The organism is Chryseobacterium mulctrae, assembly GCF_006175945.1.
GTDB lineage: Bacteria > Bacteroidota > Bacteroidia > Flavobacteriales > Weeksellaceae > Chryseobacterium > Chryseobacterium mulctrae.
The window spans coordinates 486,895-510,186 of the sequence record NZ_VAJL01000001.1; the positions used below are offsets into that span (position 1 = coordinate 486,895).

At 32.3% G+C, this 23,292-nt stretch carries 19 protein-coding genes; 12 read left to right on the top strand and 7 right to left on the bottom strand.

Translation table 11 applies throughout. The features are described from left to right. The first annotated feature begins 187 nt into the window (after positions 1-187). From FDY99_RS02070 to FDY99_RS02080, 3 genes are all read left to right on the top strand, one after another. Positions 188-496: a helix-turn-helix domain-containing protein gene (locus FDY99_RS02070; protein WP_139418874.1), complete on the top strand. Its 309-nt coding sequence runs from the start codon at positions 188-190 to the stop codon at positions 494-496. Between the two features lie 289 nt (positions 497-785). Beyond that, positions 786-1,001, top strand: a complete 216-nt coding sequence (locus FDY99_RS02075; protein ID WP_139418875.1) for a helix-turn-helix domain-containing protein — start codon at positions 786-788, stop codon at positions 999-1,001. Beyond that, positions 991-1,866 (top strand): hypothetical protein, encoded by an 876-nt coding sequence (locus FDY99_RS02080; RefSeq protein ID WP_139418876.1) that lies wholly within the window; start codon positions 991-993, stop codon positions 1,864-1,866. Before FDY99_RS02075 ends, FDY99_RS02080 begins: the two co-directional genes overlap by 11 nt. Here the strand turns inward: FDY99_RS02080 and FDY99_RS02085 are convergent. Next, on the bottom strand, positions 1,849-2,838 hold the full coding sequence (locus FDY99_RS02085) for a DNA methyltransferase (protein WP_139418877.1): 990 nt from the start codon (positions 2,836-2,838) through the stop codon (positions 1,849-1,851). The genes FDY99_RS02080 and FDY99_RS02085 overlap by 18 nt on opposite strands. 221 nt (positions 2,839-3,059) lie before the next feature. On the opposite strand from FDY99_RS02085, the gene FDY99_RS02090 reads away from it, so the two are divergent. The 3 genes from FDY99_RS02090 to FDY99_RS02100 all read left to right on the top strand — a co-directional run bounded on the left by FDY99_RS02090 (position 3,060) and on the right by FDY99_RS02100 (position 6,411). Beyond that, a complete protein-coding gene (locus FDY99_RS02090) occupies positions 3,060-5,150 on the top strand; it encodes an ATP-binding protein (protein WP_139418878.1) in 2,091 nt (696 codons plus the stop codon). A gap of 82 nt (positions 5,151-5,232) precedes the next feature. Next, positions 5,233-5,970, top strand: coding sequence for a hypothetical protein (locus tag FDY99_RS02095; protein ID WP_139418879.1), 738 nt, complete (start codon positions 5,233-5,235; stop codon positions 5,968-5,970). A gap of 30 nt (positions 5,971-6,000) precedes the next feature. Continuing rightward, positions 6,001-6,411, top strand: coding sequence for a hypothetical protein (locus FDY99_RS02100; protein ID WP_139418880.1), 411 nt, complete (start codon positions 6,001-6,003; stop codon positions 6,409-6,411). 92 nt (positions 6,412-6,503) lie between these two features. On the opposite strand, the gene FDY99_RS02105 is transcribed toward FDY99_RS02100, so the two are convergent. Beyond that, a complete protein-coding gene (locus tag FDY99_RS02105) occupies positions 6,504-7,382 on the bottom strand; it encodes an IS982 family transposase (RefSeq protein ID WP_063969482.1) in 879 nt (292 codons plus the stop codon). Between the two features lie 317 nt (positions 7,383-7,699). Here FDY99_RS02105 and FDY99_RS02110 point away from each other — a divergent pair, with 317 nt between their 5' ends. The 5 genes from FDY99_RS02110 to FDY99_RS02130 are packed head-to-tail and all read left to right on the top strand — an operon-like array spanning position 7,700 to position 18,221. Then, on the top strand, positions 7,700-9,889 hold the full coding sequence (locus FDY99_RS02110) for an ATP-dependent nuclease (protein WP_139418881.1): 2,190 nt from the start codon (positions 7,700-7,702) through the stop codon (positions 9,887-9,889). Continuing rightward, complete coding sequence (locus FDY99_RS02115; RefSeq protein ID WP_139418882.1) at positions 9,886-11,781, top strand: UvrD-helicase domain-containing protein; 1,896 nt, start codon at positions 9,886-9,888, stop codon at positions 11,779-11,781. The genes FDY99_RS02110 and FDY99_RS02115 overlap by 4 nt, the downstream gene beginning before the upstream one ends. A gap of 19 nt (positions 11,782-11,800) precedes the next feature. Next, on the top strand, positions 11,801-12,808 hold the full coding sequence (locus FDY99_RS02120; RefSeq protein WP_139418883.1) for a hypothetical protein: 1,008 nt from the start codon (positions 11,801-11,803) through the stop codon (positions 12,806-12,808). Between the two features lie 59 nt (positions 12,809-12,867). Continuing rightward, positions 12,868-17,499 (top strand): DUF3883 domain-containing protein, encoded by a 4,632-nt coding sequence (locus FDY99_RS02125; RefSeq protein WP_139418884.1) that lies wholly within the window; start codon positions 12,868-12,870, stop codon positions 17,497-17,499. Between the two features lie 29 nt (positions 17,500-17,528). After that, positions 17,529-18,221: a hypothetical protein gene (locus tag FDY99_RS02130; protein ID WP_139418885.1), complete on the top strand. Its 693-nt coding sequence runs from the start codon at positions 17,529-17,531 to the stop codon at positions 18,219-18,221. Between the two features lie 59 nt (positions 18,222-18,280). On the opposite strand, the gene FDY99_RS02135 is transcribed toward FDY99_RS02130, so the two are convergent. The 4 genes from FDY99_RS02135 to FDY99_RS02150 all read right to left on the bottom strand — a co-directional run bounded on the left by FDY99_RS02135 (position 18,281) and on the right by FDY99_RS02150 (position 22,514). Then, the gene (locus FDY99_RS02135; protein ID WP_139418886.1) at positions 18,281-18,499 is read right to left on the bottom strand and encodes a hypothetical protein; all 219 of its coding nucleotides are present in this window, start codon (positions 18,497-18,499) and stop codon (positions 18,281-18,283) included. 38 nt (positions 18,500-18,537) lie between these two features. Then, positions 18,538-20,622, bottom strand: a complete 2,085-nt coding sequence (locus FDY99_RS02140) for a type IA DNA topoisomerase (RefSeq protein ID WP_139418887.1) — start codon at positions 20,620-20,622, stop codon at positions 18,538-18,540. 57 nt (positions 20,623-20,679) lie between these two features. Further along, positions 20,680-22,137 carry a DUF3945 domain-containing protein gene (locus tag FDY99_RS02145; RefSeq protein ID WP_139418888.1) on the bottom strand — a complete coding sequence of 486 codons (1,458 nt, stop codon included), beginning with the start codon at positions 22,135-22,137 and terminating at the stop codon, positions 20,680-20,682. A 95-nt stretch (positions 22,138-22,232) separates the two neighbouring features. Further along, positions 22,233-22,514, bottom strand: a complete 282-nt coding sequence (locus FDY99_RS02150) for a helix-turn-helix domain-containing protein (RefSeq protein WP_130867346.1) — start codon at positions 22,512-22,514, stop codon at positions 22,233-22,235. Between the two features lie 179 nt (positions 22,515-22,693). On the opposite strand from FDY99_RS02150, the gene FDY99_RS02155 reads away from it, so the two are divergent. Beyond that, a complete protein-coding gene (locus FDY99_RS02155) occupies positions 22,694-22,960 on the top strand; it encodes a hypothetical protein (RefSeq protein ID WP_130867347.1) in 267 nt (88 codons plus the stop codon). A gap of 149 nt (positions 22,961-23,109) precedes the next feature. Here the strand turns inward: FDY99_RS02155 and FDY99_RS02160 are convergent, their stop codons facing one another. Then, positions 23,110-23,286, bottom strand: a complete 177-nt coding sequence (locus FDY99_RS02160; protein ID WP_055983569.1) for a histone H1 — start codon at positions 23,284-23,286, stop codon at positions 23,110-23,112. Positions 23,287-23,292: the final 6 nt, after the last annotated feature.

A 23,292-nucleotide genomic window follows, 5' to 3' on the forward strand; every position in this document is an offset into this window, starting at 1 on the left:
TGCTTATCGTCTTGTGCATTCTAAAATTACCAGTTTTCTAATACAAGATTCTAAGCAATAGCTTCTAATATTCTTTGAAGTATCGCAAAGTTACAATTCAGTAACTTATTTTACAAATATAATAAAAAATTAAATACAACACATATATGTGTTTATGAAAAATTAAAGAAATCCTAAAATTTACTAAATGTATATATGGGAAGTAGAGGAATTAAAATTTCAACTTGGAAAAATATTTCAATTTCATAGATTGAAAGGTAAACTTTCGCAATTACAACTTGGCAATGAGATTAATCTTTCAAGTAATCAAGTTGGTAGAATTGAAAGAGCAGAAACTAATCCAACAATAGAAAGTATCGTCAAATTTTGTAATTTTTTCAAAATTGACATATTGATTTTATTTACTAAGTTGACTGACATTGAATATGAAAAACTTCAAATTGAAATTAAAGAATTACAAAAAGAATTTAAAAATCATAATAGAAGAAAATCCTAACTCTTTTCAGTTAGGATTTTTATTTTACTTTTCAATTTCCTTTTAGTAAGGGTCAGAGCATTGTTGGAGAAATTCTTCTGTTTCATTTAAATGTTTCTTTTTCTGTTGCAATTCTGTTTCTTCTTGTTTTATATTCTTTTCAGAATTACTGAGTCTTGGATTGATTTACTAAAGGAATATGGATAATGTGATGATTAATAATAGAAAATACAAATTTTGCCATGCTAACTATAGTATGTTGCAAGTAAATAATAACAAATCTATATTAGCATATTATAGTTAGCAATTCATGTCGAAAGAAATTTTAAATTATTTTGGTGATAAAGTGAGAGAATACCGCTTGGAAAAAGGATATTCTCAAGAAGAATTAGCATTTAAAGCCAATGTACATCGAACTTATATTGGTATGATTGAAAGAGGCGAAAAGAATATAACACTTCTAAATATTGAAAAAATAACTAACGCGTTAGAAGTAAAAATTAGTGAATTATTTAATGGATTATAATGAAATTTTACAAATAGCAAGTAATCATCTGATATCATTAGAAAATAGAAGTATTCCAGTACTCGAAGTTGCTAAGCCTGATAATTTAGAATATGCTAATCATTTAGCTAAAGTAGTTTCCAAACTCTCTCCACTTGTGGGAAATATGATTGAATTCTATGTATGTTCAGAATTAAATAAACTGGATTGGAACAATCAAGGAGAATGGATTAGACAAGATCCAGGATTTCCAGACACTATTTTTAAAGGGGATGTTTACCCTATTCCTGGAATAGAAATTAAGACATGGTTTCCACTTGCTACGGAAATAACAGCGCGGTTTAAAGATTCCATCAATTTTTTTGAGCATAACCAAACCAATGTAGCATTGGTTGCCTGGCTTCCAGAATTTATTATTTATGGAAAACCTAAAATTTTAGGCGTTTGGATAGGAACTGCTCAAAGCTTAGCTTTGGCAAGAGACAAGCACTATCATAACCCACCAGATTATTTAGTTTTTGAACCCGAAGATACAACAAGCAGGACAGTAAATTTGCAACAAACAAATGTTAATGGATATAAATTTCAAGGTTTAAAAGAACTTTTAAAAGAAGCACAATTGATTGTCGATAGCTGGGATTATGAAAAGGGTAAATATTTTCATTCCTTAGAATATCAACAAAAAATTAAACAATTGTTAGGTACTTTCCCATACCGACTGGATACCAATTTTGCTAAAATAGATAGAATCAAACATGTAGAATTAGAAGAATTTAAGGCTAAAATTCTTAAAACAAGTATTCATGGCCATACCATAAGAGAATGGTCTAAAATTCTTGATGATAAAACTACAAACATTACAGATTTGTTAGATGACATTTTGTAGAACTGAAATTTGACTTTCTATTCTCTTTATTCCAATATCAAAAACATCTTCAGATATTTCAGCAGCGAAACCTATTCGTTCTAAATTATTAGTGGCAATCATACCTGAAAAAAGGCCTCCAAAAGGTTCCCAAATAACGTCACCAATATCAGAAGAGGATTCTATTATTCTCGCCATAAACTTTAATGGTTTCTGATTTAAATGCACTGATTTTGATCCATTCTTTAACCGTTCTTTTCCTTTAAGAGGAGGTTCACGCCAAACATTGTTAATACCAAACTCACATTTGAATTTAGCCCTCATTCCTTCCCACTCTTTTTTGGATATGACTTTTTCTCCGTCCATTGAAAAATATGGTTTACCCTCATCTTTTCCATGTTCATTAGCATATTCGCTAAATTTTTCAAATGCATCAGCTGGTGGAAAATACCATAGATGACAATTTGTAAAATATTTTCTGGAAGCAGCATTGACCACTCCACAAGCTTCATTAGTTTTTGATAATGGAAGTCCACTTCTCTGCCATTCATATCTTAACCATTCTTGTAGTGTCATTTTTTTGGAATTGACATCGAAAGTTGCTTTTTTTACGTATTGAACACAAACTTCTGTTACCACAGGGAAATGTCTTATTGTTTTTGTATTGACATTTCCAGCAATATGCTCCTTTCCCTTATCCCATATATGACAATTAACAAATACCCAATCATTTGCAACCAGTTCTGGATGAACGTTAGCCCAGCCTAATTCAGTATTCCAAAACCACAAAGTTGTATTTGGTGTAGAGTTTTTTGACCACTTTTTGATGTGGGGTTTATACCATTCTCTTAATACATCTGCCGTATTTGGATCTCCAGGAAAACCACCAATACCATATGGACCATCAGAAATAATAACCGTTGGTTTCAACCAGTCATCATATAAATCCAAAGAATCCGAATTAAAAACATTTATTTTTTCTGTAACCTCCATACGACACTGTCTTGCTAATTTTAGTATTCAAAAATAATAATTTATTTTTTAAATAAAAAGTTTCAAGATTTATATTTTCTATGGATGGAATTATTAAATAAATATCAACTTATGATGAGTAATGTGTGCAGATAAGTTAAGTTGAAATTTTTAAAAACATTTTTATAATAATTCTTTTTATGAAAGCAATCAAATTATTATCTTGCTAAAAACTGAATAATATGATTACTGAAAATATTAATTCTCTTCTTGTATCAAATGTAACAAATCTACGTAGCAGAGTAAATAAGTTGTATATCCCAAAAACCAAATCCCTATTACCACTATTTGAGATCATAAGCAATAGTATTCATGCTATTTTTGAAAGGAAGGAATTAGAGAAGAATTTTAAAGGTAAAATTATTATAAATCTGATTCGAAACGGGGGTGATTCAGCTTTAAAAGAATTAGAATATATTGATAAATACCCAGTTAAATCAATAGAAATAATTGATGATGGAATCGGTTTGAACAACGAAAATTTTATTTCTTTTACAGAATTTGATTCTGAAAAAAAGGCTAAAATAGGAGGTAAAGGTATTGGTAGATTAGTATGTCTGAAGTTATTTTCTAAAATGGTTGTGGAAAGCACTTATGCAGAGCAAGGTAGTTACTATGTGCGAAATTTTGAATATAGAAAAAATATAAAAGAAGGCTTTGATAAATATAAAAATATAGAATCTACAAAATCATCTACAGGTACAAAAGTACTTCTCGAGAATTTTGAATCAGAATATCAAAAGAAAGCGCCTAAAGATCTTTTAGATATTGCCAGACAAATAATAACACATTTTCAACTATACTTTATAGAAAAAATTGTTCCTGAAATTATCGTTAGAAACCAAAATGGTGAAGAGAAAAATCTTTTAAACCTTTTCAAAACAGAATTTGAATCAGAAATTTTAGATGATACATTTACAATTGGTGAATACGAATTCAAAGTATACGTAACTAAATCATTTAATTCGCAAAGTCATAAAATTTTATACTGCGCTCACGAAAGAACTGTAAAAGATGAAGGTTTGTCCAAGTATATTGAAGATCTACGACATATAATCAAAGATGATGACTCTACGTCAGCTTACCACTATCAAGTTTTTGTACTTAGTAAATTGTTAGATCAAAACGTTAACGAAGAAAGAACCAATTTTCATTTTTCTGATGAAGACGATGCGAATGGAGATAATGACGATGACGAGATAACTCTTGCTAAAATAAGAAGAGGAACTTTAATTAAAGTCGAAGAGTTACTTAGTGAATTCTTAAGTAAAATGCGGAAGGAAAAAGTTGAACAATATATTCCTATTATCCAAAGTGAATTTCCAAACTATGCAAGTGTTATAGAATTTAACAGAGAGAAAGTTGAAAAGATTCCTGCTGGGTTGACACCTATGGAACTTGATGTCAAACTGTATGAAATTGAAAGTGAATGGAAGCTAGAAGTAAAAATGGAAGGTATAAAGCTTTTGGATGAAAAAAAAGACATCACAGCTTTGGAAGATTATAAAAAGTTATATGATAGATTTTGGTCAGAATTTAATGAAGTTGGGAAAACGGATTTAGCAAGATATGTTATTCATAGACGTTCTGTAATTGATATGTTAGACAAGCTTATTAAGTGGGATTCTGACCAAAAATTTTATAACGAAGACATACTTCACAGTTTATTTTTTCCTATAAAGGAAGAAAAAGGAACTGTAGTTCATGAAAAACAAAATCTTTGGTTATTAGATGAGAGATTAACATTCAATAATCTTTTGGCTTCTGATAAAACCTTTAATCAGATCAAAGATATTGAATCTAATTCCGCTGACCGTGTTGATTTGATAATTAGACAGGAAGAAATATTTGATAAGGCTACCCTCTTTTCTGAGGATAAATTCCCTTATGAATCATTCACAATAGTAGAGTTTAAAAAACCTTACAGAAATGACTATGTATTGGGAGATCCAAAAAAAGACCCAGTAAGGCAGGTGAGAAAATATATCAATGAAATAATTGATAATAAAATCAAAAGCGATGGTCGAAACATTGAAGCTAATAAAAGCTCGCCTTTTTACTGTTATATTGTTGCTGATATCACTACCTCCTTAGAATATATTCTTCGAGAAGAAATGTTTACGAAAATGCCTGATGGCATTGGTTATTTTAGATTTTATACATCAGACGAATTAAAATACAAGGCTTATATTGAAGTTATTCCTTTTAAAAAAGTGATTAAAAATGCAAAGGAGAGAAATAAGGTTCTTTTTGATAAACTTAATATCTCATAAAAAAACATTAATTGTTAATACCCTTCGAAGGTATGTTTAGATACAACTTTAACTTTCAAATTATAATTTTTACCAAATTACAATGAAGCAAAGATTAATTCAAATTTGGAAGGATCCTGTCTTAAGTAAAGTTATCTCTGCGGGAATAATAGGAATCATAGTTATTGGCTATAATTACATTTTTTCAAAATTAAATAATGAAACTTTTTTACAAACATTCAAATCTTTTCGGGATAGTAAATTTGAGTTATGGAAAATAATTCTTGCGTGTGCAATTCTAATTGTTATTATTTTAATAATTAGAAAATTAAGAAAGAAGCCTGAAATTCAAGTCAGTTCTTTCGATGTTATATCTATTAAGAATTTAGGCTACAATCCTTCTAATTTAACTTACACACATGAAAATAGAAGTTTAGATATTGTTTTGTTCAATATGATCCGCTATGAACTGCTTTCTGCCGATGACGAGATTGAATGGTTACGTGGACAAAGCTTTGATCACGGATTTGAACAGAAATATGCATTTGCATTTTTTGATTTCAGAGAGAAAATTGCAGAAAATCCAAATTTCGAATTTTTCAATTCTGAATTAGAAGAAATCAAAAGGTTATTAGTTTTTAATGTAGAAAGTTTTACTAGAGATCTTTCTACACACACATTTCCAGAAGGAAACAGTTTTCAATCGGTACCACGAGAATGGAGAGAAAAGCATCCGGATAAATATATAGCCTCAGTTGAAATTTTACAAATTGGTAAAAGCAAGGTTATTGAAACCTATGATAAATTCGTTAGGACGGGGAGAAAAGTTTTTAAAATATAATTAATATTAGGGAAATTTATTCTAGATAGGATGACTGTTGCTCGTGAAGACTACGAGTTTTTAAAAAATGAATACTGCGACTACTTCCCTTCCGCAAAAGAATGGGGATTTAACGAATATATTTACCATTATTATTTCAAAACTCTATACGCAGAAAAACTTAGGGATTTAGATGAAATCAAAGATGTTAGTGACAAAAAAAGAAAAAGAAAAATACTTGAAGAAAATTATAAGTCTACTTGGAAGAACAAAAAATTTTCAAGAATAGAAGCCATAGAAAATAAAGCAAAATCAATTTCAAAATCTAACATTTTTAAAAGTTTAGAAATTTTCATCTCGTTAAGAGATGAAATTAATTTAATATGTTCAGGACTAAAAAATGCTGCGGAAGACCTCAGCTATCAAATAGAATATGAAGAAGAAATAGCTAATGATTTTTAAATCATTATTTAGTGACATACCATTAAATTTGCAATATAACCTAAATAACTTCAAAAGATTATCAATCTACATATATATAACCTGTTGTGCATTTAGGATAAATTAATTTTTATTTTGTTTAAACTTCTTTTAAATATAAAGAAATTAAGATATTGTATCATTGTAAAAGAAGTGATTTTAGAGGTAATTCTGGTTGCCAACCCTTCAAAAGTTTTTGCTAAATTGATGTGTAGTAAAAATTGTCCGCTCAGTTGTGATATAGCTGTTTCAATCCGTTTTCTAATTTTAGATTTTACTTTCGAAAACGATACAAATTCATGTTGATTTTTTCTCATTGGAACAGAAAGTTTAATGTTTGAGTAATTGAACAGATCAACCCTTAATTTTTCGCTAATATATCCTCTGTCGCCTATCAGTAAACAGTTTTTGAAGTTTTCTTTTATATCCTTCAGATAATTTATGTCATGAACGTTTGCCGGAGAAAAATCGAAGGAATGAAAAACACCGTTTTTGTCGCAGACAGCATGTAATTTATAGCCGAAATATCGTGTTTTTTGTGCAGCACAATATCCAAATTCCGGACGAATATTTTCTGTGGAACAAATTCCACTGCGATTTGCCCTACTTATTTTACATATCTCCAATGGTGTTGAATCAACAATAAAAACGTTTGTAAAATCAGAAAACTTTGCACTCAAAACTCTGCGTATTTCTTCTAAGTAGAAAAACAATTTTCGCTTTCTTCTGTTATAAACGCTTCTTTCTATTTTTTGTTCTAATTCTGTTTTTGAAATGTATCTAAACAGTTGTAATTCAGAGTTTATCGACATATATTCTGCTGTAATATTTAAAGCTACAAGTTCTAAATCAGAAAGTTTTGGAACTCTGATCTGAGGTTTAGTCTTAATATGACTGCAAGTATTTATCAATTCTTCTAAAATAATTTTGTAGTTTTGAATAAGATTGTTCATGTATTTAAATGATTGGTAGTCAAATAAATATACGGTTTTTGAACCAAATGAACAATCTTTTATTGTTTAATTCCTAAATGCACAACAGGTATATATATATTATTTAAGTTATCTCCTCTACAACTTAGACTAAATATTGAATACAGAGTTCAGTAAAAATACTGAGTTAATATTCTTTAATCATTTTTATTTTTGTTGTTTATGGAAAACCGTAAATATCTATTTCACCAAATTAGTATATTCACATTTGCAACTTCTATAAGCAAACAAAATAGACTAAATATTGCAAAACATTCAAATAATCAAAAACTAACCCCATGAGAATTGACTTTGTTAAAATTAAAAATTTTAGAAAGCTTCACAATTGCAAAATAGAGTTTTCCGATAAAGAAACGATATTTGTTGGGGCTAACAATAGTGGCAAGACAACCGCTATGGATGCCTTAATAAGTTTCTTAGAAAAAAAAGAATTTAAAACGCAAGATTTTACTATAACAAATTGGAATGAACTAAATAAAATTGCAGAAGTTTGGGTAACTAAAGTCGATCTAGCTGAAGAGGATAAAAGCCTAAGGTTATTAGAGCCATATTTACCATCATTAGATCTATGGATTGATGTTAACATTTCAGAACTACGATATGTAAGCCATCTAATTCCAACTCTTGATTGGGTTGGTGGTCTTTTGGGAATTAGGCTAATACTACAACCTAAAAAAATAGAAGCTTTAATTGAGGAATACACAATTGTCAGACAAAAGGTTATTAAACTAAATAGTGACTCTGGTAAATCTGTAAATCTTTGGCCAACAGATTTTTGGCAATTCTGTGAAAAGAAGCTGAATACTTATTTCGAAATTAAAACTTATATTCTCGATCCTGAAAAATTTGACGAAGATCAAACGATTACAGAAAGTAATCCTGCACTGGAAGGCAATCCACTAAAAGGTCTTATTAAAGTAGATACAATAAATGCTCAACGGGGTTTTAGTGACCCGAACTCTGATGCTCCGGAATCGCAAAATACTAAAAATTTATCTTCTCAGTTGCGTTCTTACTATGAAAAGCATTTAAATCCATCTGTCGATCCCACTATAGATGATTTAGATGCATTAGAGTCGTTGAGTAAAGCACAGACTGTATTTGATAATAATTTACATACTCGATTTAAAAAATCATTAGATGAGTTGCAAGAATTAAATTATCCTGGATTTGGCAATCCTACCATAACATTATCATCTCTTATTAAAGAGGAAGATGGTTTAACGCACGATTCTGCAGTTAGATATCAAATTGATAAAGGATTAACCTTACCAGAAAAGTATAATGGATTAGGATATCAAAATTTAATTTCAATAGTTTTCAAATTAATTACTTATCGCGAAAATTGGATGAAGACAGGAAAGAAAACTACTGAAAATGACGATATAATCGAGCCTATACACTTAGTCCTAGTTGAAGAACCTGAGGCGCATCTTCATGCTCAGGTACAACAGGTTTTTATTAAGAAAGCTTATGATATATTAAGAAAACATGATGAGTTAGGAGTTAAGCCTGACTTTACTACTCAATTGGTGATCAGTACCCACTCTAGCTATATCGCTCATCAGAAATTTGAAAGCTTAAGGTATTTTAAAAGAAATACATTAGTAATTCCTATTTCTGAGGTAATTAGTTTAAAATCTGTTTTTGACTCAACGAAACCTGCTGAGAAAGAAACTGAAAAATTTGTTATAAGATATCTCAATACAACGCACAATGATTTATTTTTTGCAGATGCGGCAATACTAGTGGAAGGACCGGCAGAAAGAATATTGATTCCTCATTTTATTAAAAATCATCACTCAATACTTGATAGCTGTTATATAACTATTTTAGAAATTGGTGGCAGCCACGCTCACCGATTAAAACCACTAATAGAAAAATTAGGTATTACTACATTAATCATTACTGATTTAGATTCTCAAGAAATATATTCTGATATATCCCAAAATCCACCTAAGGATAAGTACAAAAAATGTCAGCCTAAAAAGGGAGTGAGCCAAATTACAAATAATGATACTTTAAAAAATTGGAATCCGAAACTAGAAGAAATAGACAAATTATTAGAATTACCTTTTGAGAATAAGCTCTTAACTCATAATCCAATAAGAATAGCTTACCAAACAGAGCTTGATTTATCCGGAGCTAAAGTTTATCCCTACACATTTGAAGATGCATTAGTTTTGGAAAATATTGAAACATTCAAAACAATATCCGCTACAGCGGGATTATTAAAAAAAATGGTTCAAGCAGCTAACGAAAGTAACGTAAATGTTTCCGCAGAACAAGCATATTTAGCAATCAATAGTGAAGGAGCAAAAAAGGCTGAATTTGCGCTTGATGTATTATATTTTGAGGATCCAAAATGTCTGAAGACTCCTACGTACATTGAGGAAGGATTAAATTGGTTAAGTAATATTTTACATCCTCAAAATCATATCGTAAAATCTGAAACAGAAGCATTATGACCGCAGAAAACAATGATATTGATAAGCACATCGATGATGAAATTTTTGAATGTCTCAATCCTTTAAATCTTAAAAGCTTTTTTCTTTTCGCAGGTGCAGGTTCTGGAAAAACGGGAACTTTAGTGAATGTATTGCAAAAATTCAAAGAAAAATATGGCAATGATTTTAGATTGAGAAATAAAAAAATTGCAGTCATAACGTATACCAATGCAGCTGCTGACGAAATTAATCACAGATCGGATTTTGATTCAATTTTCGCAGTCAGCACAATACATAGTTTTTGTTGGGAATTAATTAAAAATTTCACTACTGATATAAAGAATTGGTTAAGGGTAGATCTAAATGATTCTATAGTAGAATTAGACGAAAAGCTTTCGAAAGCTAGAGATCCCAATAATAAAACAGCCGTTTCCAACCAAAGGAAGAAAGAATCTAAAACAAAAAGGCTGGACTCATTAAACACTATTGCAAAATTTGTCTATAATCCAAATGGAGATAATGTAACGAGAGCTTCCTTAAATCATAGTGAAGTAATTGCTATAGCATCTTATTTTATAGCATCAAAAGATTTATTTAAACAAATATTGATTAATAAGTTTCCAATAGTTTTAATTGATGAAAGTCAGGATACAAAAAAAGATCTAATAGAAGCCTTATTTTCACTTCAAGTAAAAAATAAGACAAAATTCTCATTAGGTTTATTTGGCGATACAATGCAACGAATTTATAGTGATGGTAAAGAGAAGTTAGGCAAAGATTTGCCTGAAGATTGGTTAAAGCCTACGAAATCAATGAATCATCGTTCCGAATTAAGAATTATTAAGCTAAACAACGAAATTAGAAAAGAAATTGATGGTCAAACGCAATTAGCAAGAATCGAAAATACTGGTGGTTTAGTTAGATTTTTTATAGTATCCAGAGATGCTGACAAATTAAAAAACGAGCAATCTATTAAAGAAAAAATGTCGCTTTTAACGGACGACATTAAATGGACAGATAAAAACGTGGTTAAAAATAAATCAGATATCTCTGTGAAAACACTTACGTTAGAACATCATATGGCTGCTACGCGAATGGGGTTTGAAAATTTTTTTAATCCTTTATATAATGTAGATAAATTGAAAACAAGCATTCTTGAAGGAAGTTCCTCCTCGGTTAACTTTTTCACAAATATAATTCTGCCTCTTTCCGTAGCACAGACATCGAACAATAAATTTGAAGTTGCAAATATTGTAAAAGAATACTCTCCATTATTTGATAGAAAAAATATCATTAGTGAAAGCGATCAACTTAAAGTGATGCAACAATCAAAAACAAACATTGATAAACTCCTAAACCTATGGGAAAACAATAAAATTCCAAGTTTAATTGAAATTCTTGAAGAGGTACACAATACAAAAATTTTCAATATTCCACCAGAGTTAAAATTAGCCTTAGAACGTTCTTCTTTAAGTAACAATGGTTCAGACGAAGATGATGATAAACTTTTACTCGCATGGGATTCTGCATTGAAAGCTAGTTTTGCCGAAATTGTGAAATATCAGGACTATATCTCAGAGAACTCCCCATTTGGTACTCATCAAGGAGTTAAAGGTTTGGAATTCGAAAGGGTTATGGTCATAATTGATGATGTTGAGGCAAGAGGTAATACATTTAGCTATGATAAACTATTTGGAATAAAGGCTTTAACAAAAAATGACAATGATAATGTATCTGCAGGGAAAGAGACAGGCATAGAGAAAACTTCAAGACTTTTCTATGTTGCATGTAGTAGAGCCAAAAAAAGTCTGGCTATTGTTGCATACACCAATGAGCCAGAAACTTTAAAGTCCAAAATATCAAATTTAGGCTGGTTTGCTGATGAAGAAATTGAAATTGAACAACCTGTTTAATGCTTTTTTTTGCTTATATATGAACGCAAAACTAAATTTTCAGAAATTAAGAATCATCGTAAATTCTAGGACTGCTGCTAAGAAGAAAATTAAAAAATGCTTTTATCCAGGTTGCAATGAGAAATCAATTAATTCGCACATTCTTCAACGAAAAGGTATTTTAGACAAAATATCTACTGATAGCCATCTGTGGACTTTTCGTAATAATCATCAAAAAGATGAATTAGAATTTAAAAGACTTGGCTTAAAAAAGGCATTTGCGTTTAATTGTTTTTGTAATCATCATGATACTGAACTTTTTAAAGAAATAGAAACGACTGACATTGATTTTACGAAATACAGAACAATGCTTCTATTCACACTCAGAGTTTTATACGATGAGATTTATAAGAAAATGCTGTTTGTAGAAACTCGTGAGTTAATTTTAGATACGAATTCTGATTTATTTGACAAAGAGGATTTAATAAGAGATATTGAAGATGGAAAATTGGCCATTTCGGATCTGAAAAGAATAGAACAAAAAATAATACTGGATTTAGAGCAAAATACTGAACATTTCGTTTTTAAAAAAAGGGATATTCCACGAATTGCTTTATGTGTTTCTACATTCTTTACGTATGATACTACAGAAGAAACTGACAAAGCTGAAGCAGAATTAGGAAGAAAATTAGATCGATATACCGAAATGTTTATTAGTATTTTTCCATATCAACAAGGAAATATTTTAATGATGGGTTATGAAAAGATTGATGAAGTCAAAGTTAAAGATTATTTTGATGAATTCTTCATTGAAGAAAACCCAGAGTTGTGCTACATGAAAATCACCAATTTGTTAATATTTAATTGTGAAAATAAAGTATTCGGTGATCAATTTTACAACAGAAAAATTGAAGGGATCGAATCTAAATACATTGAAGCAACCCAATTTATGTTAGATAAAAATAATAAAAATGAACGAACTTCTTTTAAAATAAATTTTTATGATGAGGATTTTAAACAAATATTCAGTGCCTTAAAATTTAAATGATTAAAGTTAATGTTCTAAATAGAGTAATTTCTCTAAAAAACTGATAATAACAAAACTAAATGGATTTAAAAAATATTGTTGAGGAACTATATAATGATAGCGAACGAACACCTCTAAGAGGCTTAGGAGCAATAGCAGAAGCAGAAAAGTATTTACAACAAGCATATGAAGGACGCTATTTTTTTGAACTAATACAAAACGTCAGAGATGCCAACAAAGAGATTGATCAAGATGGGGAGATATTGATAGAATTAGCCAATAATATCTTGTCGATATCAAACACTGGTGCTGAATTTAGCGCTAAAGGAATCGAGGGAATTACAACAATAGGACAAAGCACCAAAGAAAGCCAGGATTATATTGGTTTTAAAGGAATTGGTTTCAAGTCCATTCAGGAAGTTACGGAGAAGCCAAGAATCATAACGCATCATGGTACAGTTTATTTTGACAAGATAACAACACTTAATAGATATACCGACAAAAAACTAACCCTAAATAAAACGCCTCTATTCTACTTCCCACATTATGATTCCGAAAAGGTATCTAATCAAGAAAAATCTCAAGGTATTGTCACAAGAATTCACCTTCCTTTGAAAGAAAATATTACTGAGACTGATATCGCTGACGCATTTGTTGAGATACAGCCACAACAGCTGATACTTTTAGGTCATATAAAATATCTAAAATTTCTGTCTAATAGTAGAGACATAAGTTATTCAATACAAAAAAATCCCTCGAAAAATCTGATTGAGATTCAGACTAATGATTCTTTAAATTTTAAATATAAATATTTTACCCCTTCAAAGCCAATTTATATTCCCGAAGATGTTTTAGAAACCTTAGATGGTAAAGAAAAAGATGTTTTCGGTAAAAGATCAGGACTTGATATTAATATAGTTTTAGAAGTTAATCGTTTGGGACAAATCACCATTGTTAGGGACGCTAAATTATTCCTATTTTACCCATTAGAGATCAGCTCTGGTTTTAGATTTATAATACACAGCTACTTTATTGTAAATCCGGAAAGAACTTCGCTTAGAGATTCTGCTGTAAATAATTTTCTTCTGACAGAAATAGGTAATTTCATAGTAAGTGAAATGCTTAGTAGCTTAAAAAATAGTAGGAGTAATACTAATAAAATATTGTGTTTTAAAAGAAATAAAGATGCAAAAATCGATTTATTATATAATACAGTTGTAGACGGATTAAAAAATCAAAAATTCATCTATGACAGCATTGCGAAAAAGTACTATTTACCATCTGAGGTAATGGTTACAGATGGCTTCGACAAAGGTCTTTTTCCTGATCGAAAATTTGCTGGAAAGCAACTCATTTTTAGTGACGATGAAGATACGATTAGCTGGCTTAGAACAGAATTTGACGTACCATATTTGAGTTATAAAGATATTGAAGAGAAAATTGAAAATGAATGCAGAAAACAAGCTAAGGAGCGGAAAATCAAATTTTTTCAAAATCTTTATAATTATGTGGGTGAACATTCTGAATTAGATTTAACTGGTAAAAATGTTTTGTTGACAGATAGCTGGAGATTAGTATCAAGTAATGAAGATGTATTTTATGGTGGCGGAAGAAATAGAATTGAGTTACCAGCAAGCATAAAAAAACACATACATTTTATACATAAAAGCATCAAGATAAAAGATTTTAGAGAAGGGCGAAGTAGAACTGGTATCACGGAATTTAATACCTACGAACTAATAAGGAGAATTTTAAAGCTTTTTGACACATCAAATGTTCCTAAATCAGATATATTAAACACTCTTTACAACTTATATCCTTTTGATGTAAAATCTCAATTAGATGTTAGGGAAAAGATTTTATTTCCAATTCAAGGAAGCAGAAAATGGCTTTCTCCAATATATAATCCCATTTATTTTGATAATGAAAAGCTTCGGGAACTGTATCCTTCGGGAAACTTCGCAGACTTGAGTATTTTTCAGTGGCTTGGTGATGAGTCCGAAAATATTGAAGTAAATGATTTTTCAAAAATATTTGGCATCTGGGATATTCCTGCTGTTTATATTTCTGAAAAAAATTTGACTGTCGCAACAAGTGAATTACGCGATAAAAAAATCGAAGATCAATGCGGATTGACCAGCAGACCATTTTATACAAAAAACGACAGGGTTCTGGACATTCCTATCAAATATAATCATTGGTTTAGTAATTCTGTCATAGAAAACTGGACGTTATACGAAGAATTTATAAAAAATGAATTATTCCCAAGTTTACAGTATCATAATGGGAACAGTTATTACAGAAATGCATCTAAAGATAAAATCCTTCCAATCACCTCATTTACTGAATCCCTGAGTACTGATGCCTGGATATATTTTCAAGGTGAAGACATCCCATATTCCATCAATGAGTTGATTGGAATTAAATATTTAGATTTTACACAGCCTCATAATCAGGTAATTTCTAAATACTTAAAACTTTTACCTATAAGTTTCGATGTAAAAAAGAACTTTATACAGGCTTTAGGATTGATCCATCTTGATGCGGATGATCTTCAAAATTTTAATGATTTATTACACTATATTTATATTAAATATGAAAGAGAGACCCCACAAGAAAAGGAATTTACAGATTTCTATAATAGAATTCTTGGAAAAATAGTTGATTTTTATTATATCAATAATCAGTTCGACGAAATAAAGAGCCTTAAAAATCAATATTTTTTAGGTGTAGATGAGATCACGAAAGAAAGCTTATGGGAAAGAGCGTCAAGGATATACTACCTTGACAATAAACCAAATTACGAAATTCTTCCCTCTACAATAAAGAAGAAAATACAACCACAATTTACAAATAGGGATAGGAATACGTTTGGAAAAATTGCAGCAAAAATTGGAAAGAGATTTTCAAATTCAATTCAAAAAGAATTAATAAATGGTGACGATATCAATTCTGCTCTATTAGTTAACTATTTCAAATATTTACCAGAGGCAATAGCAATTTTAGAATGCACACTAGATACTTTAATGAATGATTATATCGAAGAGGTTAAATCAATAAAAGTATTTGAAAAAAGTTTAGTCTCAGTTAAGGTTTCGGTTGCTGATTCTGAGCCTGTGGTAATAATTGTCAACCATTATGTTGATACGGAAAAGGATTATAGTATTTATCTCTCAAAATCTAGCGATATAAATACCAACAAGCAGATGGCTGAAGCAATCACTGAAGTCTTTTTGAATATGTTAGGAAGAGATACCCGCAAATATAGTTCTGATTTACTTCGATATCTTAACGCACTTGATAAAATGGATTATTTAAAGGACTATGATATACTACCTGAGAGAATTTCCGAAATAAGAGACAAGCTGAATACTATCGAATTCACTAAAATTCAAAAATTTTGGGACGCAATTCTTTCTGCAACCGGTAGAGAGAATAGGGAGGGTATTTTTATTTGTCAAGAAATCGACGTATCTGAGATTAGTAATATACTGGGTGTTGATGAAAAAAATATAATAAGTTTTAATAATAATTTCAACTTTAGTTTTACAAGCAATCCCTTAAATATTGAATTACTGACCAAATTGCTAATACAATTAAAAATCAAATTGGTAGATCTTAACAAATTTTTATTTCCAAAGATTGACTTTAGAGAATTTTATTCAAAAAGATTAATAGGTATTAAAAATAAATTTGAAAATTCGTTTAATGAAATTTTGTATACATATTTGCTTGTTAAGAGCGATGATGATCAGGAAAAATACCAAAACCTACTGGATTCATATAAGGATATAAGCGACTTTTGTATTTCTTTAAATATATTAAGTTTAGATGTCGAAGTATATTTTATTGAGTTTATAAAAAACAAATTTTCTTATATTGAAATTACAGTAGATAATTTAAAAAACTACAGTTCCACCTTCGATTCTGCGTTTATATATAAAAATAATTTTATCATTTTAGAAAATGAGATAATATCTACAGGATTAAACACAAAAAATTTAGACTTATTTCTTTCAGACAACAGCAAAAGAAGCTTATTATATTTTACTAAGACACAAAAACTTATTAGCCTTTTTAAAGATTGGTTGAGAGTAAATGAGAATGATGAGTCAAAAAATGACTCGGAATTAGAAGATTATTTAAAAAGTTTCTGTAATCCAGACGGTTTGCACATTGAATCAATTTCGACCTCAGAAATTGATAATCAAATCAACGCTGGAAAAAACGGTAACACATCTGGAAATCGTTTTGATGGAAGTATAAACGACCAAATTAAAATAACCATAGGCTTAGTTGCTGAAATGGTGGTGTATGATAAACTAAAAAGTTTATATAAAACAGTTAATTGGGTTTCCAAATTTGCAAGTAAGATCTATAAGACGCATCATGGTTATAATCCTGAAGGTCAGGATGGATTGGGATACGATATAGAATATTTGGATGACGATGGAAATAAGTTTTATGTTGAAGTGAAGGGGAAATCTGACAGTTTTGAAAGTTTTGAAATAACGAGAAAAGAAATAGAGAAGGCACAGATAGCTAAAGAATATTATAAGATCCTATTTGTAACCGATACGCTTAGCAACAGCCAGCGTCGAATAAAAGACCTCGGTAACTTATTTGCTTTTGAAATAGGTGAAGACATATTATCTAATAAAAAATTTAAAGCTATATATAAAAATTTTGAAATAAGATTTCAAGAACAATAAAAACTATTCAATAATCTTAAAATTAAAAAATGAAAGTTCTATCATTACTAAGTCCTCATGTAATTAAATTTGAAAAAGAAGATATGACGGCAAAAATCTCTCATCAAATGTATACTGAAAACAAATTAGGTATTGAAATGCCTGTTAATCATGCCGTACTAATTTTAATGTCGGAGAAAAGCGAAGATGGACGTTTTAAGCTGCCAATCGATGGACAGGCACTCTTTGGAAAAGAAAGTGTTGCTGCTATTAGTCAAGTTAAGATACAAATGGGATCGTGTTCTCAGCTTGCTGAAAATTTATTTTCAAAATTAAAAGCACTTCATCTACAATTAAAAAACATTGCAGAACTTAAAGGTATTTTTGACAAATATGAGGAAAGGTACAAAAAACTAGATTTTATGGGACATCGAAACCTATTTAGTGACATTCTACAATCAAATAAAATAGATTGGATAAAAGATATTTCTGATGAATACGATATTAAATCGCTTACAAAAACATTTTATAATTTTATTATGGATAGAAATAAATATACACACGGAGAATTAATGCTTTACTATCCAAGCAGACAGACGATAATCGAGTACGAAGATGTTGAAAAAAACAGAGAGGTAGCTATAGTTAACGCAGTAATTATCACGTCTTACACAGAAACATATAATGAACTTAATAAATTAATTGATAAAATTGAAGCTGCAAGACAGAAAAATCTTCAATAAAGTGATAAGTAAATAATTAATCGATTGGATTTAAAGTCATAATTAGCCATATTTAAGAATTACTCAAGCAGAATTTCTACAGAAGACTTTCTGCTATTTTTATTCAGAAACCAAGAGATGTTAATGATTTTTAGATAATCATTTTTGGCTCCCAGCTTTTTGGATTCTTTCTCCGATAAAAGTTCAGTAATTGAAATATATTCTCCGATACGGGGAAGGAATGGGAGATCCCATTTGATCTCTACTGATGAATGTTTATAACATAAAAACACTTTCATAGTTTTTTATTTCTAAGATACTAATTTTAAGGATAAATTCATTGGTCTGGGAATTCAAATATGGTTTTGTGGTCATCTTTCAAAACTAGATAGGCGCTGAACTTTTTGCCGTTCTTGGCCTTCATATTTTTGATAAGCGGGGTTTTTCTGTTGTTGATGAGCGAAATGATCTGCTGTAAGCTGAGCTGCACGCCGCAAACATTCCGGAACTGTATCCAGTTGCATTGTTCATCAGGACATTTTACAATTTTATCTTTGATGATGAGGTTGTGCTGCTGGCATTTTGGGCATTTGAGCTGGGGGATATTTTCTTGCAGGATGGATAGTGACAATAGTTCTTTGGTGATCTCTCTTGTGTAGTCTTTGATGTCGGTGATGAATTGTTTTGAATTGAGCTCGCCTTTCTCGATCTTGTCCAATGCCATCTCCCACTCTGCGGTCATTTGCACATTGGCTATCTTTTGGTTTTTGACTAGACCGTAAACCTTTAGTCCTTTTTCGGTGGGTACTAGAGCCTTGCTTTTTCGGATGATGTAGTTTCTGCTGAGCAGAGTTTCAATGATGGAGGCTCTGGTTGCGGGTGTACCGATCCCGATATTTGAAATGGCTTTCTGTTGTTCTTTATCTTTGATCGATCTTCCTGCATTTTCCATCGCTGACAACAAATCTGCCTCACTGTACAGTTTGGGCGGTTGGGTCGTTTTTTCTTTCAGATCAGTTTGTGAAATTTTGAGTTCGTCCCCGATCTTCAGTTCTGGGAGATCTATGAGCATTTCTTCGACATTATTGTTGTGGTCTGAAAGAACCCCTTTGATGGCTCGCCAGCCTTTGGTCAGTATTTTTGATCCTTTGATGCTGAAGTCATAGTGATGAACTTTGATCGTGATATGACTGACCTGCTTGGAGCAATGCTCTGAAAGGGATTCCATTAAACGGTAGGCGATCATATCGTAGATGGCCTTCTCTGTTGCGGTGATTGCGGATGGTATTTTTGTAGTGAACAACAGTCCGTGATGGTCGGTCACCTTGAGATCATTCACCATTCGCTTGTTGAAGTTGCCGAATTTGAGGGTTGAAATGGCGGGTTTGAATTGATCGGTTGTGTTTAAGATTCTTACCAGCTCTGGGATTTCCGCCCAGAGGTCTTCAGGAATGTATTTGCTTCCGGTTCGTGGATACGTGATGAATCTCTTTTCGTAAAGTGACTGTGCGGTCTGCAAGACCTCATCGGCCGACAGACCTAATTTTCGGTTGGCTTCCTTTTGAAGTTCGGTCAGGTCATAAAGTAAGGGCGATTGTTCTTTTACAGTATTGACAGTGACATCCTCAACAGTAGCCCTGCCCTCTCGCTCTATGGATCTTAGGATCTGTTCTGTCTGCTTCTTGTCTTCCCACTGTTCGGTGGATTGGCTGGTGAAATCCAGGTATTCTTTTCGGTGCTTTAACTGGATCTGGAAGTATTTCCTCTGTTTGAAATTTTGATGGTCTTCAAATCTTTTGCAGATCAAAGCCAGTGTCGGGGTCTGTACCCTGCCTAAGGAATATACATCCTGGTTAGCAGCAATGCTCAATGCCTGAGTGGCATTGATCCCGACCAGCCAGTCGGCTTCGCTTCTGGCCTTTGCAGCATCGTACAAACCGTCGAAGGCTGAGCCTGACTGGAGTTTTTTGAAGCCGTCCTGGATGGCCTTTTCAGTAAGAGAACTGATCCACAATCTTTCAAACGGTTTGTTACATTGGAGGTAGTGGTAGATGTATCGGAAGATCAACTCACCTTCCCTTCCTGCATCGGTAGCAACGATGATACTGTCGCATCGTTTGATGACATTTTGTATGATCTTTAATTGTTTGAGTGCAGAAGGATCAGGCTGATAGCCTTTTTGGTTCTGCTTCTTTATGGTTCTTGGGACCACTAGGAATGGATCGGGAAAGATAGGCAAAGAGGCTTTGTCAAAACCTCTTATACCATGATCTTCCGGCATTCCCAAAGACACCAGATGTCCTAATGCCCAGGTCACGCAGTACGCGTTACCTTCCAGGTAACCGTCTTTTCTTTCGTTGGCATTTAACAATTGTGCGATCTCTCGTGCAACACTTGGCTTTTCTGCGATGATGGCTTTCATAGGATTGGATTTATTGTGATTAAAATTGTATTTGTGATTGTAATTGTCAGTGATTCATTACATCTTGCGTCCTTTGGATCTGACCGGTTTCTTCTGCTGGGCTTCCTGCTTTTTATTGGCAGGCTGCTGCTGTTTAGACTCCAACGGTTCTTTGATGTTCTTGGTGGCCTCATTCGTCTTGCCATCGGAATTGACCGCCTTTTGGGTCTTATGGTCTTCTGAAGGCTGGGCTTTTTCTTTGAGCTTATTGGGGTTGATAAAGGAAAACTCGGTTTTCGAGGTGTCTTGATTGAAAGTGATATAGCCTTGGTATGCTTTTCCTTTGCCGTCCACCAATCCATCAACATAGACCGTCTGCCCTGCTTTGAATTTGTCGTATTGCGCATCATCCAGTTCTTTTCCTCGGAAAACTCTTGGTGCTTCCCCATCTTTGTTTTGAGCTTGCTGATTGGATGGGTTCTGTCGTTGTCCTTGCTGCTGGTTTTGGTTGTTGTTGAATATAAATTCAACATAGCGTTTGTCAGCGTTGAACTGTACAGTAGCATCAAACAGTTCTCCTTTTTTGGAGGTCATTCCTTCCAGATAAAGCGGCTTACCTTCGAGTAAGGTCTGCTTCTGGTGATCATCCAGCTTGATGCCCTTGATCTCATCCGGGATCTTCATATACTCTGCCCTGTACGCAACCAATTCATTGGTCAGTCGGTCACGGCTGATGACTGATGAGATGATCTCATCGGTCTTGGGGTTGACAAGATCGACGACCCTGCCCATGTTTCCGCTTTCTTTCAGGTTTTTCTTGTCTTCGTCGGTGAACTCGTGACCGAGGAACTTAAGATTGTAGTTAGGCTCTTTGCGAATGCCGTGCAGATTCACGGCAACCTCTCCGTTGTCTGCGGTCTGGAGTGATAGACGGACATCCATCTTGCTGACCGCTGTTCCCAGATTGATGGTAATAGGAATTAAATTATTGGTCTTGAAACCTCTGAGCAGAGGATCCATAGCATTCATCTTTTCAAGCTTTTCCTGGTTCAGCCCGAATTTCTCCATCGTCTTCCAGTCGATCTGTTCCGGCTGAAAACGGTATTCCTGATTGTCTGTGTTGTTTTCCATTGTATTCTGATTTTTTAATGGGTTAGTATTCTTTGGTAAAATTTCATATTCCTTAAGCTTTTCCTTTTCTTCAGGCGATGCCTGATCCACATACTGCTGTAGGTCTTTTGCTATGTTGACCGCATCGTATTCCGAGACCTTGAAGAAATTGAAATGCGAAGGGTTTTTAAGCTGCCGGTAGAAATTGGAAAAGAAGTTGGAGAAGAGATCACCGTGCTTGTCGACCCTGATCAACTGGTCATTGTCCTTTTTCTCATCAGGAGGGATCTTTTGAAGGTTTCCTTCCTCGTCTATGCCTTTGACCATCTCGACAGCATTGGTGTTGATGTTCAGGACAAGCAATGTATCGGACACTGGCTTGATTTTATTCGTTTCATTGGTTGCATTCTGTACCTTCTTTTCCATAGCAGATATTTTGTGCGATGAAGATAGAGGGGTTAGTGGTGACTGTTTTGATTTGGACCTTTGTCTACTTCTTTGGCAGCTTCTGTCTTACTTCATTATGCACTTAGACATTCTCTGATGAGCTGATGGACGTCCGACAGTTTGTAATAAAGCTTACCACTGATGGTATAGTATGGCAGTTTCTTATCGGTGCGGTAGCGTTGCAGTGATCTTGAACTGATCTTTAAGAGTTGCAATACGTCCTGATTGTCAAGAAGCACCTCGCCGTCGATCTCTATAAACCGGGATTGGCTGGATGAAACTTGTTCTTTAAGGATGTCAAATCGCTCCATGATTCTTTCCATCCATGCGATAAATTCTGTTCTTTCGGTATTCATAACGGTGATTTTTTGATGTTAATAATGATTTGAACAGTTGATCAACTTTTTATTGGGGTAAAGTTGGAAATTGCACATCACATAAAATCACTACCTTTTCGTAGTACCGAAAAGATTTTAAGTTTTTGAAATGAATATTTTTGGTAAAAGATCGATATTTACTATAAAATAAAAATAAGATGGGATTGACAGAACAGCTTTTTGGAAGTGCTGCTGAGAAATTTACAGAATGTGTTGAAATTAGAATTGCGGAACTCAATGAGAAGTATAAAGACTTTCTTTCTGAACAAAATATTGATCTGAATGATTCCTATATAATCACATTTGGACAAAGCGGGACAGGCAGAATTGGATTCAGTAGGACGAGTGATATTTCAAATGAGATTGATATCGAGATTGATAAAATTCTACATGATTGTGCGGAACAGCATCTTAATAAATTGTAGTATCTCATTAGAATTTGTACATCTATGTGTTCTGGTTAATGGAATGATTTAGTTTACAACAATAAATTTGTTAACGTCTTGAAATTCCTAAAAATAAGGTTCAATAAAAGATCCCCGCAAAATTTGCAGGGATCAGTATCGTAACATTCTTATTTCTTTGATTCCTCAACAGAAACTTTTCTGAAGTCTTTAAATAATTTGCTGAGTTCAAGCGCAGATTTTCTTGCTCTTGTCCCGGCAGCCTTGTTCCCTTTTTCAGATTGCTGATTTGCTTCAGCAGAAAATGCTTCAAATTCTGCGTTGATCTTTTCGATTAGTTCTTTCATACTGTG

What these genes read in the sequence shown, in the direction of transcription:
- FDY99_RS02100 (WP_139418880.1), top strand. Translation starts at nt 6,001, where the DNA reads ATGACTGTTGCTCGTGAAGACTACGAGTTTTTAAAAAATGAATACTGC.
- FDY99_RS02145 (WP_139418888.1), bottom strand. Translation starts at nt 22,137, where the DNA reads ATGGAAAAGAAGGTACAGAATGCAACCAATGAAACGAATAAAATCAAG.
- FDY99_RS02085 (WP_139418877.1), bottom strand. Translation starts at nt 2,838, where the DNA reads ATGGAGGTTACAGAAAAAATAAATGTTTTTAATTCGGATTCTTTGGAT.
- FDY99_RS02125 (WP_139418884.1), top strand. Translation starts at nt 12,868, where the DNA reads ATGGATTTAAAAAATATTGTTGAGGAACTATATAATGATAGCGAACGA.
- FDY99_RS02130 (WP_139418885.1), top strand. Translation starts at nt 17,529, where the DNA reads ATGAAAGTTCTATCATTACTAAGTCCTCATGTAATTAAATTTGAAAAA.
- FDY99_RS02155 (WP_130867347.1), top strand. Translation starts at nt 22,694, where the DNA reads ATGGGATTGACAGAACAGCTTTTTGGAAGTGCTGCTGAGAAATTTACA.
- FDY99_RS02080 (WP_139418876.1), top strand. Translation starts at nt 991, where the DNA reads ATGGATTATAATGAAATTTTACAAATAGCAAGTAATCATCTGATATCA.
- FDY99_RS02115 (WP_139418882.1), top strand. Translation starts at nt 9,886, where the DNA reads ATGACCGCAGAAAACAATGATATTGATAAGCACATCGATGATGAAATT.
- FDY99_RS02095 (WP_139418879.1), top strand. Translation starts at nt 5,233, where the DNA reads ATGAAGCAAAGATTAATTCAAATTTGGAAGGATCCTGTCTTAAGTAAA.
- FDY99_RS02090 (WP_139418878.1), top strand. Translation starts at nt 3,060, where the DNA reads ATGATTACTGAAAATATTAATTCTCTTCTTGTATCAAATGTAACAAAT.
- FDY99_RS02110 (WP_139418881.1), top strand. Translation starts at nt 7,700, where the DNA reads ATGAGAATTGACTTTGTTAAAATTAAAAATTTTAGAAAGCTTCACAAT.
- FDY99_RS02105 (WP_063969482.1), bottom strand. Translation starts at nt 7,382, where the DNA reads ATGAACAATCTTATTCAAAACTACAAAATTATTTTAGAAGAATTGATA.
- FDY99_RS02135 (WP_139418886.1), bottom strand. Translation starts at nt 18,499, where the DNA reads ATGAAAGTGTTTTTATGTTATAAACATTCATCAGTAGAGATCAAATGG.
- FDY99_RS02120 (WP_139418883.1), top strand. Translation starts at nt 11,801, where the DNA reads ATGAACGCAAAACTAAATTTTCAGAAATTAAGAATCATCGTAAATTCT.
- FDY99_RS02070 (WP_139418874.1), top strand. Translation starts at nt 188, where the DNA reads ATGTATATATGGGAAGTAGAGGAATTAAAATTTCAACTTGGAAAAATA.
- FDY99_RS02160 (WP_055983569.1), bottom strand. Translation starts at nt 23,286, where the DNA reads ATGAAAGAACTAATCGAAAAGATCAACGCAGAATTTGAAGCATTTTCT.
- FDY99_RS02140 (WP_139418887.1), bottom strand. Translation starts at nt 20,622, where the DNA reads ATGAAAGCCATCATCGCAGAAAAGCCAAGTGTTGCACGAGAGATCGCA.
- FDY99_RS02150 (WP_130867346.1), bottom strand. Translation starts at nt 22,514, where the DNA reads ATGAATACCGAAAGAACAGAATTTATCGCATGGATGGAAAGAATCATG.
- FDY99_RS02075 (WP_139418875.1), top strand. Translation starts at nt 786, where the DNA reads ATGTCGAAAGAAATTTTAAATTATTTTGGTGATAAAGTGAGAGAATAC.